11 protein-coding genes and 1 tRNA gene are annotated in these 17,222 nt (G+C 27.5%); 2 read left to right on the top strand and 10 right to left on the bottom strand.

The features are described 5' to 3' along the window. Window positions 1-40 precede the first annotated feature (40 nt). The gene (gene rpsT, locus ASO20_RS02835) at window positions 41-304 is read left to right on the top strand and encodes a 30S ribosomal protein S20 (protein WP_085056451.1); all 264 of its coding nucleotides are present in this window, start codon (window positions 41-43) and stop codon (window positions 302-304) included. 48 nt (window positions 305-352) lie between these two features. On the opposite strand, the gene ASO20_RS02830 is transcribed toward rpsT, so the two are convergent. Next, the gene (locus tag ASO20_RS02830) at window positions 353-1,549 is read right to left on the bottom strand and encodes a hypothetical protein (protein WP_085056450.1); all 1,197 of its coding nucleotides are present in this window, start codon (window positions 1,547-1,549) and stop codon (window positions 353-355) included. Window positions 1,550-1,854: 305 nt separating this feature from the next. Between ASO20_RS02830 and ASO20_RS02825 the strand changes: the two genes are divergently transcribed. Further along, window positions 1,855-2,118: a hypothetical protein gene (locus ASO20_RS02825; protein ID WP_085056449.1), complete on the top strand. Its 264-nt coding sequence runs from the start codon at window positions 1,855-1,857 to the stop codon at window positions 2,116-2,118. 466 nt (window positions 2,119-2,584) lie between these two features. On the opposite strand, the gene ASO20_RS02820 is transcribed toward ASO20_RS02825, so the two are convergent. The 9 genes from ASO20_RS02820 to ASO20_RS02780 all read right to left on the bottom strand — a co-directional run bounded on the left by ASO20_RS02820 (window position 2,585) and on the right by ASO20_RS02780 (window position 17,077). Beyond that, window positions 2,585-5,170, bottom strand: coding sequence for a valine--tRNA ligase (locus tag ASO20_RS02820; RefSeq protein WP_085056448.1), 2,586 nt, complete (start codon window positions 5,168-5,170; stop codon window positions 2,585-2,587). Between the two features lie 16 nt (window positions 5,171-5,186). Next, window positions 5,187-5,777, bottom strand: coding sequence for a ribosome biogenesis GTP-binding protein YihA/YsxC (gene yihA, locus ASO20_RS02815; protein ID WP_085056447.1), 591 nt, complete (start codon window positions 5,775-5,777; stop codon window positions 5,187-5,189). A gap of 2 nt (window positions 5,778-5,779) precedes the next feature. After that, window positions 5,780-8,221: an endopeptidase La gene (gene lon / locus ASO20_RS02810; protein WP_085056446.1), complete on the bottom strand. Its 2,442-nt coding sequence runs from the start codon at window positions 8,219-8,221 to the stop codon at window positions 5,780-5,782. Between the two features lie 147 nt (window positions 8,222-8,368). Next, on the bottom strand, window positions 8,369-9,667 hold the full coding sequence (gene tig / locus ASO20_RS02805) for a trigger factor (RefSeq protein WP_085056445.1): 1,299 nt from the start codon (window positions 9,665-9,667) through the stop codon (window positions 8,369-8,371). 60 nt (window positions 9,668-9,727) lie between these two features. Further along, complete coding sequence (locus tag ASO20_RS02800; RefSeq protein ID WP_085056444.1) at window positions 9,728-10,495, bottom strand: DUF3196 family protein; 768 nt, start codon at window positions 10,493-10,495, stop codon at window positions 9,728-9,730. Between the two features lie 80 nt (window positions 10,496-10,575). Further along, window positions 10,576-10,652, bottom strand: a tRNA-Arg gene (locus ASO20_RS02795). Between the two features lie 40 nt (window positions 10,653-10,692). Continuing rightward, window positions 10,693-12,609: a hypothetical protein gene (locus ASO20_RS02790; protein WP_157061718.1), complete on the bottom strand. Its 1,917-nt coding sequence runs from the start codon at window positions 12,607-12,609 to the stop codon at window positions 10,693-10,695. A gap of 65 nt (window positions 12,610-12,674) precedes the next feature. Further along, window positions 12,675-13,406: a hypothetical protein gene (locus ASO20_RS02785; protein WP_085056442.1), complete on the bottom strand. Its 732-nt coding sequence runs from the start codon at window positions 13,404-13,406 to the stop codon at window positions 12,675-12,677. A gap of 317 nt (window positions 13,407-13,723) precedes the next feature. After that, the gene (locus ASO20_RS02780; protein WP_085056441.1) at window positions 13,724-17,077 is read right to left on the bottom strand and encodes a hypothetical protein; all 3,354 of its coding nucleotides are present in this window, start codon (window positions 17,075-17,077) and stop codon (window positions 13,724-13,726) included. Window positions 17,078-17,222 lie beyond the last annotated feature (145 nt).

Genomic DNA, 17,222 nt, shown 5'->3' with positions numbered 1-17,222 from the left:
TACATTTTGCTATATTATATTAGTAAATTAAGGAGAACGAATGGCAAACATTAAATCACAAATAAAAAGAAATAAACAAAATGAAACAACTAATAGTGCAAATAGACAAAAAATTTCAAAACTACGTACTTTAATTAAAAAATACAAAGCATCTGTTGACACTGCAAATCCAAATGCTACTGAATTAAAAAACGAAGTTATTTCATATATTGATAATTGTGCATCTAAAGGTTTAATTAAACAAAATAACGCAGCTCGTAAAAAATCACAAATAATGACTTACCAAGCTAAATCTTCTCAATAATATAAATTAATTAGAAAATAAAACTCACCAATTATGGTGAGTTTTTTATTATTCGTTATTCACTGATTCAGGATTATTTTCAACATTGCTTGTTGATTCATCATCATTTTTATCAGGCATATTTCTATTAAAAGTTCCTTGTTCATTGCTTTGATTTGAAACCTGATTCATTTGAGCGAGATGAGATTGTTCATTTATAAATTTTTGAAATTTTTCTTGATTAATTTTTGGACGATTAACAATCCCAATGATAGAAAGAATTACAATGATTCCTCCTACCACTCAACCCATAATTAATGAAATTAAAGAACATATTTCTAAAATGTTTGTTAAATTAGTTCTTATTAATGGGGCTGTTTGACCAGTTGATGGGTATAACAATGAATTCATTGTAGAAGCACTATCAAAAATAACAAATGCCACATAAATTATCGATAATCCACCTCAAAGAAGACTAAATTCAAATTTTTCTTTAACAGTTTTCGGTTTTTTCAAATAAATTCACGAAATTACACCTTTAATCGCTACAGCTCATAATACTTGACTAATTAAAAGCATTTCAATTCACTGTCAAACTGTTGGAGTAACCCAATTATTACTTTGATCTTTAGCTTGAACATGTAAACAGCTATAATAAGCAATTAAGAATCCTTGAAAAAGAAATCCGGTCAAAATAAAAGCAATATATAATCAACCAATTGATTTTTTTACTCTAATAATATGTTTTCAAACATTATCAAAAGGATTAAAGTTTTTAATTTTTTCACGCAAATCCACAACGCTTTGTTGTGACATTGATGGTTGAACTGATTCAGAAGTGGTTGGATTTTGAAGTTTATTGGGTTCAATCGGTTCATCTTGGATGGCTTGCAGTGACGTTTCGTATTGAATATTAAATTGTTCTTCATTTTCGATAGTTAAGTAGTCAACACTTATTTTTAGCAAGTTATAAGTAAAAACTTTTAAAGAGTTCATTAATGTATCAATATTATTTTGCGTTAATTCGCTCGGATCTATTTCTAGAATTTCTAAATTACTTCCGGTTTTAGAACAATATAAGTCTGCTATTTTTTCAATTTGTGCTAAGCCTTCTGCAGTATTAACATTTTCCTCAATAGCATATTGAATACTAATTAGTTTTTCTATACTATCTTTAAAGATAGAACTAGTTTTTACTAATTTCTTCAAAACGCGCATTTGAGAAAAAGTAAACACAACACTATATACTGAATAGTTTTTTGACACTTTTACCTCTTTTCATTAAGTAATTATATAATATTTTATGAAAATAAATAATTTTATCACATATTAGAATATTTATAAAAATAAAATAATAACCAAAAATTCAATAAACATTAATATTAATTTTAATAAAAGAAAATTGTTTACCAGATCAATCCATAAATTTTTCGAAAGAATAATTAAATAGTCAAAGAATATGATTTATGTCCGGTATTCAAACTATAAACAATGACATAAATCAAATAAATAATAGCGGGTAAAAAAATGCAACTGGATAAACTAATTGGAAAAATGAGAAAAGATGATTAATGTATATGGAAATCGGAATTGAGGATAAAAAAATAAACACTTGTCACTCCAAAAAAGTAATTTTTGTTTCCGATTTAACAACTTCTCTTTTTACTACATATAGTTCAATAGCAAAAGTTATCAAAAAAGAGTATATAAACCCTAATGAAAAAATAATGTTTGGTGAAAATAAAAAATACAAATTATGCCAATTAATGCGTGGGTATTTAGTTTATTTTTATTTCGAAAAAGAAAAAGAAAAATTACTGTTAATAAAGTTTTAATTGTAATAAAACTAAAAGAAGTAAGAAAACAAAATAAGAATGAGAATAATAGCAATAATATAAAAATATGTGTTGGATTTTTAAAAAAAATTTTCAATAGTTGTTCAATAAACCTTACGTGAATTAAACTAACAATAAAAACTGGCAGTAAATTGAAATTAATAATTGTGTGAAAATAATTATTATTTATATACTTGTGATTATTTGTGTATCAATATTGAAAAATATACATTTTAGATAAATTAATGAAATTTATATTAAATAAACTAATAACGTTAACATTAAAATATATGATAATTGGTAAAAACACCAATAGTGATAAAAAAATAATTTTTTTATTGATTATTTTTTTACTTAGAAACAAAAGTGAAAATATACATACTAAGAATGCGTATCACTTAATGAATGAAAATAAAAAAATAATAATTAAATAAAAGATGAAAATTAATAACACTAAAGTTATTAGTTATTTTTTAAAAATTGAATAAATATCTTTTAGTTGATAATAAGTAATTTCGTAATTTGATCGCTTAATTGCTTCTTTTTCATAATTTTGAGGATTATTTATACGGAAATTTTCGTTACACAAAATTTTTCCAGAACGCTTTATCTCGCTTTCAAAATGCATTAGAATTTTTTGAAAATTTTCATTAAACATCGTAAGCATCTGATCAAATTTATTTCTATCTTGATGCGATAATTTATTTAATTTTTTTATAAAAGGATCTGAATATCATGATTGAGAATTTATATAATCGCCTAAACTAGAAATAGTTTCATTTTGTTCAAATATTTGATTTCAAGAAATTCTTCTATCAATGGTTTTTTCAATAATCATAATTTCTTTGATGATAAGATCCAACGCGATGAATGTATATTTATTAAGTTTTAAATTATTAATATCATTATCATTTATTTTTTTCAAGTCACTAATATTATTTAAATGTTTTTGTAAAATATAGCTTATAGTGAAAGGTAAAAACGGCATAATCACACTAATTAAAAAATAAAATGTTTTTTCTATTAGAGTTAAATAATATTTGTATGCATCACTATTTTCTTCTTTTAAGAAACGCAAATATACAGACGATTTATTACAAAATGAAAAAATAAAGTCTAAAATTTTTTCTTTAACTAAAGAAAAACGATAATTTTCTATATAACTATTAATTTCTTTTTCAAATTCGCGAGTACTGATATTAATATAAATATAAAAAGAATCATTCTTATATTTTTCAATTAAGTCAAATTTTTTATCATTTAAAACATCATTTTTATTCAAAAGTAAAAAATTATTAAATTCAAAAATTTTTTTACAAATTTTTGCACTTTCTTCAACTTCTTTTTCGTTAAATTTAATATCTAAACCCGGTGTTGAGTTTGTTAGTAAATAAAATCGTAATGCGTCGCTTCCGTGCTTGTCAATAATATCCATAGGATCAACACCATTCCCTAATGATTTTGACATTTTGCGTCCTTGACTATCACGAATTAAACCATGAATTAAAACTTGTTCAAAAGGTTTATGGTCAATAATGTGATGTGTTTGAAAAATCATTCTCGAAACTCAAAAGAAAATGATATCATAGCCAGTTACTAACACAGATGCTGGAAAAAACGGATTATTACATACTTTTTTGTTATCTTCTGCAGATTGTCAACCAAAAAGAGCAAATGGTCAAAGTGCACTAGAAAATCAAGTATCTAAAACATCCGAATCTTGTTGTCATTCTTTTGATGGTGCGTTTTTGGAAGCAACCGGTTTTTCTCCTTCTTTATATCAAATGGGAATTTGATGCCCTCATCAAAGTTGACGTGAAATACATCAATCTTGTGTATTTTCCAATCATTTAATTAGAACGTCGTTAAATCTTTCTGGAAAAAAATCAATTTTACCTTCAGATTTTTTTTGTTTTTGAATCTCAATTATGTTTGTTTTTTTAATAATTTCAGATGTTTTTAAAAATCATTGTTCACTCAAAATTGGTTCAACAATAGTACCACTTCTTTGGCTATAAGCTATATTATTTGAATGTTGAACCGCTTTTTCTAGTAAATTATTTTGTTCTAAAAATCATTTAATATTTTTCCTTGCGTCGAAACGATCTTGTCCTTGAAATTCGCCAGCCAATGAATTTAATTTCCCATTTTTATCGATACAAGATTCAATTGGTAAATGATGATTTTTATTAAGTTCATAATCTACAAAATCGTGTCCTGGGGTAATTTTCATTAATCCTGTTCCAAATTCAATATCAATTGATGTATCTTCAAGAATGGGAATTAGTTTTTTAGTTAGAGGGTTAATAACGCGTTTATTTTTTAAACCTAAATAACGTTCATCATGTGGATTATAAAGGATAGCTTCATCACAAAATATCGTCTCTGGACGAGTTGTCGCCACAACTAAATAATCGTTATTATCTTCTAAGTAATAACGAATATAATACATTTCTCCGTTATTTTGCTTATATTCAATTTCAATATCACTAATAGCTGTTTGTAATTTTATATCTCAATGAATTAAACGATTAGCGCGATAAATTAATCCTTGGTTATAATAATCAATAAATACATTTAAAACTGCTTCATTAAAACTTTTATCTAAAGTAAATCTTTCTTGCTCTGGATTTAATAATAATCCAAGTTTTTCTCATTGTTCACGAATAATCTTTGCATGTTCTTCTTTTCAGTCATGCATTTTTTCAAGAAATTTTTCTCTTCCTAAATCATTACGAGTTAAATGTTCTTCTTTTCACAAACGTTCTTCTAGTTTTGCTTGTGTGGCAATTCCTGCATGGTCCATACCACCTATGAACAAAATTTCTTTCCCTTGTAATTGGTGATAACGAATCAAAGTATCTTGAATATAGGAATCTCAAGCATGTCCCAAATGTAATCTTCCTGTTACATTAGGTGGTGGTAATATGATAGAAAAAGTGTTACCCTTTGTTGCTTTACTAGGATTAAATTTTCACATTTTATTATCATTTCACAATTTAGAAACAATATTTTCTATCTTTTTGTGATCGTATTTTTCAAGATCTTTCATACTTTTTAATATTAAATTATTTTAATAAGATTTCATATGCCTTTGTGGCTATTTTAACAATGTTTAAGTTTGACATCGATGAGAAAGGAATAATATTTTCCTCTGGTACATCAATTTGAGCGCGAATAGAAGTTTTACGTTTAATAATTTGTTGATTACTTAATTTATCGCTTTTTGATAATAAAACATAAACTGGAATGTTTATTTTTTTTAGAAAATCTAATAATAAAATATCATCTTCAACAAAATCACGACGAATATCAAAAATTCAAAAACATGCTCGCAATTTACGATTATCAATTAAATAATAATCCATCATTCTATTTAATTCTTTAGTAATTTCTAAACCTTTTGCATGGTATCCATAACCTGGGGTATCAACTAAATAAAGATCGGGTTTGGCAGAATTAATATGATAGTAATTTAACGTTAATGTTTTACCTGGTGTAGAACTGACTCTTGCTAATTTACCATTGTTCCCAATACTATTAATAAATGTTGATTTACCAGCATTACTACGCCCAACAACTACAATTTCCTTGTTAGAAGCTGTTATAGGTTTAACATATGAACCAAGAAAGGTTAATTGTAAATATTTATTTGCCATTATTATACTTGCAAACTAGCGTTTATTTGTTTTGATTCCATTAATTTTTTTTCTTGTTCTATTTTTTTTAAGATACCTTGTTCTCTTAATTCAAAAGTTTCAGCGTCAATATTTTTACCAAAAACCTCACGAAACACATCACGGTAATGACTAACTAAAACAATTTCTAGTGAATCTAAAATTTCCTTCGGTACATCTATTAAAGATTTTTTATTTTCAGCTGGAATTAATACTTTTTTAATTTTGCTACGTTTAGCAGAAATTAATTTTTCTTTCAATCCACCAATAGCTAGTACATTCCCACGAAGTGTAATTTCTCCTGTCATAGCGATATCTTGCGATACTTTCGTTTTTGATAGCAATGAAACCATAGCTGTTGTTAAAGTAATTCCAGCTGAAGGACCATCTTTTGGTACAGCTCCTTCTGGACAATGAATATGGATATCGTGGGCTGAGAAGTCAAAATCTTGAACACCAAATAAATACTTATTGGCTTTAATAAAACTTAAAGCAATGTTAGCGCTTTCCTTCATTACATCCCCTAATTTTCCAGTTAAAACTAAGTTCCCTTTTCCACCATAATATGTTGCTTCAATTGGTAAAATATCTCCTCCATATTGAGTTCAAGCTAATCCAACAACAACACCAACATGTTCTTTTGATTCTTTCTTTGAATAGTCATAAATTTGATTACCTAAGAAATCAGTTAAATTTTCTAAAGTAACTTTTACTTTTTTACCAGGTTTTTTTAGTAATTGTACAACTGCTTTACGAACAATTTTAGATAACAAACGTTCTAATTGGCGAACTCCAGCTTCTTTTGTGTAGTATTTAATGATTTCTAAAGGAACATCGTTAGCGATAGTTAATTCTTCTTCGGTAATGTTATTTGTTTTGTAAATTTTAGGAATTAAATGTTCGTGAGCAATTTTTTCTTTTTCAATTTCAGTATATGAACTTAATTCAATAATTTCCATACGATCCATTAGCGCTTCTGGAATATTTTGTAAATAGTTAGCTGTTGCAATAAACATTACATTACTTAAGTCATAGTTAATTTCTAAATAATTATCAGAGAAAAATTTATTTTGTTCTGGATCTAAAACTTCCAACAAAGCACTAGATGGGTCTCCGCGGAAATCGTTACTTAATTTATCAACTTCATCTAACAAGAAAACAGGGTTAATTGTTTCAGCTTTTTTCATTCCTTGAATAATTCTTCCAGGCATTGAACCAATGTATGTACGACGGTGTCCACGAATTTCAGATTCATCTTTTACTCCACCTAATGCGACACGAACAAACTTACGCTCTAAAGCTTCAGAAATCGATTTTCCAAGCGAAGTTTTTCCAACTCCAGGGGGGCCAACGAAACAAATAATTGGTCCTGATTGTTTATTAGTTTTTTGTTGAACGGCTAAGTGTTCAATAATTCTTTCTTTAGCTTTTTCAAGACCATAATGGTGTTCATTTAAAATTGTTTCAGCTTTTGACAGATCATTATTATCAGTTGTTTTTTGTCATCATGGTAGATCTAATAATCATTCCAAATAAGTATGAATAATATTACCTTCACTACTTGAAGGAGGTGTCATTTCGTAACGAACTAATTCTTCTTTGATTTTTTTAGCAGCTTCTTCTGGATAAGGATTATTAGCTAAACGTTCATGCATTTTTGATGCATCATCTTCTTTTCCTGTAATATCACCAAGTTCTTCTTTAATAGCTTTTAATTTTTCACGAAGAATATATTCACGTTGCGATTCATCAAATTTTGATTTCACCTTTTGTTGGATATTTTGTTCTAAATTAACAATTTCACGTTCTTTTTCAATTTCATTAATTAATAACTGTAAACGTTCATTAACATTTAATGCCTCTAGAATTTGTTGTTTAACATTAAACTTTAATTCAGCCATGTTCTGAGCTATAAAATCAGCAGCTTCACCCGGCTCAACTCCTTTTTGAAAGTCATTAACCACCTTTTGCGCTGATGGATTAGGTTGCAAGTTTTCAAGAATTTTTTGAAATGTTTTTTGCAATTGACGCATCAAAGCTAATTCTTCTTTTTCGTCACCAATCACTGAGTAGATCATTTCCCCTTCAACATAACATAAATCAGCAGCTTCAATAATGTTAGTTACTTTAAAACGTTCCACACCTTCTAATTCCACCGAGATTGTACCATCTGGATAAGCTTTCTTAATGCGAACATTACATAATGTTCCATAATTATAAAAATCTGATGCAGTTGGTGTTTCTACTTGTGAATTTTTTTGCGATAAAGCAACAATTCTCGCCTCGTAATCATTTTGCGCGATATTACATGCATTAATTGACATCTTGCGAGCAATTTCTGTGTAAACTCTGTGCCCTGGAAACACAATTAAATTACGCATCGCTAATAATGGTAATGTTAGTAGTTTATTTGGATTTTTAGTCATAAATAGACCCCTTTCTCTCTAAGTAATTAAATTTTAACTTATCTAAGTTCAAAACATGTGTTTAAACTTTTTAAACTTTTTAAAATAAAAAATAACTAGCGAAGTAGTTATTTTTTAATGTTGTTCATTTTTCTTCGCCAAATATTGTTAGTCAATAATTAGTGTTTTTCTGATTAAATCTCAAACTTTTTCATTTGTTAATCGAAAACGAATATCATCATTGAATGGAGCTAATTTTTTCAACTCATCTACTTCTTTGTTGTATTTTTGTGACATTAATTGAAGGAAGTTATTGTAATCTTCATCATTAGCTTCAATTTTTTCAGCACGAGCAATTGATTGTAATAATAAAGCAATTTTTAAACGATTAACTGCGTCGTCTTTAAAAGTTTCCAATAATTCTGTTTCTGATTTGTTAATCATTTTTAAATATAAATTTTTATCAATTTTACGTTCTTTTAAACGATTAAAGAAATCTTTTTCAATAACAGCTTGTTCTTTGCGAACTAATTTTTCTGGAAGAGGAATATCTAAATTGGCAACTAACACATCTAAAATTTCTTCATCTAACGATTCTGCCGCTGCTAATCTTTTTTTCTCTAAAGCGTTTTGTTTAACATAATCAACAAAGTGCGTTACACTTTCTTTATTATGAGTTTGCGCTACTCATTCATCATTTAATGTTGGTATATTTTTTTCTTTTATTTCGTTTAATACTACTTCGAAATTAGTTTCTTTACCAGCCAATTCCTTAGCTTGATAATTTTCAGGGAAAGTAACGGTAATAGTTTTTGTTTCCCCTTTTTTCATACCAATTAATTGGGTTTCAAACCCTGGAATAAATTGTCCTGATCCAATTTCTAGATCAAAATCTTCAGCATGGCCGCCATCAAATTTTTCTCCATTTAAGTAACCAGTGAAGTTGATGCTAGCAATATTACCTTTTTCAAGTTTATGCTTTTTTTGACTCACTACGATTGAACTGTGTTTATCTAATTCTTCCTTAATTAAATGTTCAACTTCTTCTTCTGAGATAACAGGTTCTTGGCGTTTAATTGTATGTTTTTTTCAATTTTCCACATTTACTTCAGGAATGATTGTAAAATTAATATCAATTTCACATTTTTTTGCTGATACATTTTTAATTGATAAATCAATATCGTTCATATCAATTGGACGTTTATTTATGTCATTAGATGTTCAAATGTGTTTTCAAACATCATCAAATAAATAATGCATTGCTTCTTCGTATATTTGTTTTGAACTAACTTGTTTTTTAATTAATTCAATTGGCGCTTTTCCTTTGCGGAATCCTGGCACTTCTACCTTGTTAAATAATTTAGTTTGGGCTTTTTTAACGTAACCCTCTCAATTAGCTGAAGACGTTTCTACTTGATATTGTCCCTCTGTTGCAGAAATGTGTTTTTCTGATATTGTAAATTTCATGATTTCCCCTTCACATTTATTACAAATAGATTGTATAATATTTTTTATTTTTTTAAAAACCTAATTTTCTCAAATACTTTCAATTTTATTAATATATTCAAGAGTTTTTATTTTATCAACCTGAAATAGTTCAACTAATTGATCTAGATTCATAATTTGCTTATTAATTTTAAAACAATAAAAAGCTACAGCACATGCAACACATGAGCAGTCGCGTTCATCAAATAAAACTGGATAAGTATAATAAGTAAATCATTCCAAAATTAAAAGATTCATTTGGAAAATATTTAATCAATGAACACCTAAATAATTTTTCAAGACGTCAACTGTATTTTTATATTGAGTAGTTAAAAAAATTGGGATTGTGGAAGTTGGATTGATTACATATTCAATTCCGTTTTTCATTATTTTAAAATCATCATCAATAGACTGAGAATGCATTGCTTCAATAATAACTGTTTTTAAAATATTATCTTTATTTGGGTTAACAAGGAAAGCTTTAATTTCTGGCATTAATAAGCGTAAGTTAACATCTTTTAAATTATAAAGAATGTGACACTCTAAATCGGTTGATTTTTCTTGATTTAATATTCGGCGGACTGCATCAATAGAAATTAATGAAAAATCTTTTTTAGAAGTAGTTTTTAAATACATTTCGTGATTTACAACACGAAATAATTCTGAAAATTGTTCTTTTTTATCGCTTGGGATATATGGCGCATTTAATTCTTCTTTTAAAATACGATATGCTTCCTCGAACTTACTTTGTGCAATAAGTTCTTTAATCTGTTGAATTATATCGTCATGATAATTTTTAGTTGGTTGCATGATTTCCCTTTTTTATTTTTATGTATTCTTATTATAATTTTTTGCAATCATTTTAAATAAAATTGCATAAAAATAAAAAATGGCGTCTACGGAGAGATTCGAACTCCCGGCCATATGCTTAGAAGGCATATGCTCTATCCAGCTGAGCTACGTAGACATACCTAATTAATAATATAAAAAAATGCGTTTTTTTTCAATTATTTCTTTGACGGATGCAAACGTTCGTGTTCATTTGTATAATTTTGTTTGCGCTCATGGTAATAACGAGATACAAAATAACCGATGAAAATAATTAAACTAGCTACTAAGCATACAAATAACGCAAAGAAAATTTTTTCAATAGTTGTAATTGGAATTGATTTATTTGGTAAAGTTCCTGGTACATAATAATTTTTATAAAAATCAGCGCCCTGGGTAAAAGAAGCAAACTTATCTTGATCAAAATTTCAGCTGAACGCTAAATCTGTATTGTTTGGTAAAGTAGTAGAGTTTGCAAAATCGTGATGTAATTTAATGAAATCAAAATTTTGCGAATTAACTATAAACTTGTTAGCAATTTCATAGTTAAAACTTTTATCATTAATATCAGTCATTTTAATACTTACGCTATCAGTTGAGCTATATTGATTATTATTAGTTTGGAATAATGAATTAGAAGAAGAAATTGGTTTTGCAGTGACGTTTTTATTGTCATATGTAAATGATAAATCCGGTAAATACGACTTGCTGTCACTATTTAATGTAAAAAGATCGCCATCAATTGTAATTGAGGTTGAAGTAGTGGTAACCTGTGCGTTATTGTGAACATTACCATCTAAATCAATGTAAGTGTAAGTTGTCCCATTATTTAATAAAATAACACCATATTCATATAAAGATAAAGTGTAGTTCTTACCAGACTGTGTAAATGATAAAGATGGCAATGATGAGAAAACGTTACCTGCAATTGTTGATGTTTGATTAACAATAATATTTGTAATATTTTCATTATTACTATTTAAAAAATTAAATAATTTTTGATTATTGAAAAAGGAATTTTGATTTTGTAAATAATCTAATTTATTAGCAATTAAAATAGATTCGCGCAGTTTCTCTAAAATGTTAAATACACTATTAGTATAGTTTGTTGGAATAACGTAACTTGCATTTTTAGTTTGATCATCAATCATTCATGTTGTCAAAGAAGCAGTAATTTTAGATTGATCTAATTGCAATAATCCATCAACAATCTTCGCTCCCCAATCACTGAAAAAATTATTTATCTTTGCGTTTTGGAATTCACTAAAGTCATCATTCATTAAACTACCATCAGGATTAAAATAGTATAATGTTGCCATTGAACGAAAATTATTGGCAATTGTATTGATTGAATTATTGTATGAAATTATTTGATTGGTTTTAAGGTCACTTAGTACAGATGATCAATTATTTATTGATAAATAATTCCCCATACTTTCAGTGCCGTTATTGAAAAAAGAATCTTTACTATCGACATAACTTATTCAAACATTTGTGGCAAATAATTTATTTCACGGATTAACTATAGATTGTGGAATTCATGTAATTGGTAAATTATTATTAATATCATTTCATGCAAAAAAACCTGGTACTTTAATTGTTTCCACATTAAAATATGAACCATAGTATGTTAAATTCGATTTAGTGATATCTGTTTTGTTATTTTCCAAATCACTAGCTGAAGAAATCAAGTGAGCATCGTTTAAATAAGTTAAAGTATCGTTTTGAATAATTTTTCATGACTCATTTCTAAAGGAAGTAATTTCATTGTCAATAATTTTAAATAAATCTGCATTATTTGTCGTCCCAATTATTAAATTTTTAACTTGATCATAGTTTGCTTGCAATGTTGAATCAACGAATAAACTTTTAATCATTTCTAAAGCACGATTTTGATTGACAGTAAATTCATTAGCTTGTGTAATGTATTTTTCTTCTAAACCACGCACTTGCGTTCATGAGTCCTGAATTTTTCCAACTGAATTTTGATGATTATTAACTGATGAAAAAGAATTAGATTGAGTTGAAATTGTTATGAGAGTCATCAATGGCATAACAATAATGGCTGCTAATAATTTAAAAATTTTGTTAAACATATTCATATTTTAACAAAAAAAATAGTAGACAACGTCTACTACTTTTCCATCATTTTTAAACTTTTTTAGTCTTTAGAACCAAATTCCTGATTAATTTTATCTCTTGTAAAAATACCGGGCTTAGAAATTCCACCAATGACCGAAAATCCAAATACTTCGTGTGCAGAATTAGGATTTTTATCATATTGTACACGAACAAATGTAGCAACATTATCTGAATGAATTCAATAATTAAAATAAACTTGTTCTTCAAAAGTTTCTTGATCGATCATCATCGAAATATCTTCTAAATTTTTTTGATGAATGCGTTGTAAAATTTTGGCATAATTTTCTGTTTCTTCAAAAACAAATATTTCCACACGGCGAGTTGACATTTTTTTGTCTTCACTATATTCCATAATTAAGCATTCTTGTGTATATTTAATTAACAAAGATACATTGTCATTAAACACACATCGATAAGAATTGGCACTAACTTTTTCAACAATATCAATGCATCTTAATTTCCCATCCTCATCCATTAAAAAACTATTTTCCATTGCTTCGTAGTTAATACATAAAGCAATTCCGTATGGGAAATAAATTACTTCTTGAAACAGAGTTTCTTTTAGTAAATTATCTACATGAAAGAAACGGTAAACAGCATCTTCGTTTTGAACTGCCATTTTGCAAACGTAGCGAATATTACTTGAATTATCAATAACTTTTTGATGTAAGTTATTTGTTGCTGTTGTGATAACTTTAATATCATCTGCACTGATAGTAGTTTTAAATCATTCATGCATTTTTTCTTTCAAGATATTCTCCTCATCTCTTAGTTTTGTATAATACTCTTCCACTTGTGTTTTTGTAAACAATTCTTCAGTTAAATTTTTATGCTTATACGATTTGAATAAAACTTGTGTTTCTTTGTCTCGTGAAATTTCCTCGTTTTGAATAACCTGATTTAAAATGTTAGTTTGTTCCTGGTTAAATTCTTCAACGGCTTTAATTATTGTGTCGATACCAAGTTCCCGAATAGTTTCTTTAGTTAATCCTGGTAACTGATGTCTTAAAGGCTCGCCATTTGGGTAATTAGTAAAGCCGCGGTCTTTTATAAGGCTCGGTATCGTCTTTACTTTTTTAGTAATTCTTCTTTTTGAGCTTTATTTCATTTTTCAACTTCATTAATATATGTTGCAACGTCATTATTATTTTTTAAATGGTCAACTATGTGATGAATGTTTTTTGGTTTTGACATTCCTGGAACATGAACCCCATAGTCTTCAACTTTTGGCATTCTTAAAATATAAGATTCTAGAATTTCGCGTTGTTCTCTATTAAATAATTTGATTTTTTCTTCTCAATATAACATTTCTGTCATACTTGTAATTTCATTAACTTTAACATTTGGGCGAGAATGATATAAAGGTAAACCATTAGCACGTTTTTTAAAACCTAAATCAACAATTTCTAATTTGCTTTGTAAATCACGAAGAATAATATGTTGTCTTTTATTATGCATTTGAATTTCAGAAGCTAGTAAGTCAATATCGCGACGACTAGTAATTTTTTTATTAATAATTTCTAACTCTTCATTATCAACATTAATTAATCCATCATCATCGTAGAAATATGTTGTACTTAATTCAGGAACTGTTCTTGAAAAGTAATCATTTAACAATTGAGTTTGTTCTTTTGAAAAACTTGATATATCATCTAAAAATTTACCAATTTGATTTGTACGAATAATTAGTTCTATATCTTTTTCAAGATCATATTTTGGGCGATGATGTTTTAATGGTGAGCCATCAATGCGTTTTTCAAAACCACAATCAACTAAATTATGTGTGATGAAATCATATAAGAAATCACGAGCTATCCCTAGCATTTCTGCATTGTAGTTATTAATTTCCTGAACTAAACGAACAATTTCATTTTTATTCAAAATTAGTGAATTCAACACTTCTTGAACATTTGGCTTTGAAATAAAGTGAATATCAACAAATTTTTCATGTAACTGATCAAGACTAATGATTTTAGGAATTGATTCAATATATTTTTGCAAATATGCTTTTTGTGTAGCATTTCATTGTTCGATCACTTTGCGAATATTATCCAATTTATCACGATTTAAATTTTCATAATGTTCAGGTAAAGTTGGGTGCGGTAATGTAATACCGTCTTCCACACCAAACCCATAATCAATTATCGCTGGAACATGAATTCTAAATTCTTCCAATAATGAACGTTGTTCATGATTAAAAGCAATAATATTATTAATTACTTCATTAATTTGTAGAGCATTCATATCAGGTGATAATTTAGTAATTTTTGGATACTGACATTTAATAGATGACCCACTTGGGTATGTTCTAAATCCTAAATCTTCTATAATAGGACATAATTTTTCTTTTTCATGATAAATAGATTCTTGTTCCATGTTATAGGCGTAAATCATATCTTCGATATTAATTAGCGCGCGTTTATCTGAAACTTGTTCCATTGAGTAAGCAACACGTTGATGTTCAATAGCACGACCATTAACATGTGACATGAAATGGTATTCCGCTAATTTAGGTAATGATGTTAGTCTTCTTGTGTGCGTTTTTTCCTGTGATTCATTAAATTTTATAATTTCTGAATTCAATTTATCATATGATTTTCAATCAGTAACTTCACGACGATAATTGCTTGGAAACTTATTATTTAAAGCTCCATCTGCTGCTTTATAGAATTTATCACTAATTTCAGGTAAAGCTAAACGATATGATTCCAATAAGTTTTTTTGTTCCATGTTAAAAGTAATAACTTCTTTTGCAAATTTATCAACTGATTCTTTATTAATTAAGTGTTTTTGATTGCCTTTTGGAAGTTCATGAGCAATTGCTAATCCTGAAGTAGTTTTTCTAAAACCTAAATCTACAATGCCAGGAATAGCAGATTTTTTATAAATAGAGTGTAAACCTTTTTGTTCTTCGTTGAAAAGATTAATTTTAATAACAAGATTTTCTAGTGAGGATTTATTTGTAATTTCAGAATAATTAAAACTTGGTTTTGGATTTTCTAAGTTTGTTCCATCTGTTTTTACGTCATATCCTAAATCATGTATTTTAGGAATTAGTTTTAAGAAATCTTCTAAGATTCGTTGTTGTTCACGGTTAAAATTGTTGATTAATTTAGCATATTTGCGAACAGCCGGGAAATTTATTAATTTAACACGCATTTTGTCCAATGCATCAGGGCGTTTGTGTTTTAGTTTAGTGTTTGAACCAGTTATTGTAAAACCTAAGTTAAATATTTTTGGTAAACGAGCAATTTCTTGTTCTAACAAGTTTAATTGTTCACGATTATAAATATTAATTTCTTTTGTTAAATCATTAATTCCTTCAAGTGATTCTAAACGAGCTTTTGTAATTAATGGTTTTGGATTTTTTGCTGAACAATTTGTTTCCCCTTTTGAGAAACCAAGATCAATGATTGGTGGAATTGAGTCAATATATTCTTGCAAATATTTTTCTTGAATTTCATTTCACTTAATAATAGTTTTTAAAGATTCTTTTCAATCCTTTTGATTTTTAATTCGTTCAATTGTTGTAAACGGTTTTACCCCAAATTCTGTTTTTTTACCATTGGCACGTAATTTAAAGTTATAGTCAATTAAAACTGGCAAGTGTTTAACATGATCAATTAATTGTTTTTCTTGTTCTAAATTAAATGATTCAATAATAGCACGTAGTTTTTTGATGGTTTCAGCGTGTTTAATTTTATAATCTTCACGAGTCGGGATTTTTGCTAATAAATCAATGTTATTATAAGTTTTTCTAAATTTTAAATCATTAATAGCTGGTAAAGATTTTACATCATCTGTTCAAGATTTTTCTTGAGCTTCATTAAATGATTTAACGATTTTGCGATATTCAATAACTTCGCGGTGATTCTTTAAATCACGAGGTTTAGTTGTTGGTATTTCTACATGTACACCGTTAATAACGCTATAACCATAGTATTTAACCAATGGCAAACTAGCAATGTCTTCCATTAAAATTTCTGATTGTTCATCATTGTAATCTTTAACAACTTTAAAAATATCTACTAATTTTTTTGTTCGGTCGTACTCAGCCATAATCTCACGTGGAGATAATGGCTTATATTTTAATTTTTCGCCATTCAAATGAGTTTCATAACCGATGTGTGAAACCATTAAAGATTTTACTGCTTTACCTTCTCTTGTAAATTCTGCTTCTGTAATACTAAGAAACTCTTTATGGAATTTCATAACCTTGTTAAAAAATGCCGCTAGTGTATAAATTGATGAAACCTTATTTTTCACTTGATCAAAATACTCACCCTCTAGTTTTCCTAGAACTGAAAAACGAATGTCAACTTTCATTTCTAAAATTTCTTTTTGAGCGATTCGTAAATCGTTTGATAAATGACTTACTTTTGCAGCTAATGGATAATATGCATCAAAGAATTTGTTTATCATTGTATTAATGAAAATTCGGTTAACATTTGAGAACGTTTCAATAACACCGTCTTTTGAAATAATTATTTTTGTTAAATTATCTTTTAAGAAATCTTCAATTCCTAATTCTTCATAACTATATAGACCATACTGTTGTAAAAATTCT

The organism is Mycoplasma sp. (ex Biomphalaria glabrata) (assembly GCF_001484045.1).
Lineage (GTDB): Bacteria > Bacillota_I > Bacilli_A > Mycoplasmatales.
Note: the sequence above shows the minus strand (reverse complement) of the source record. Positions and strands in the feature narration are given on the sequence as shown.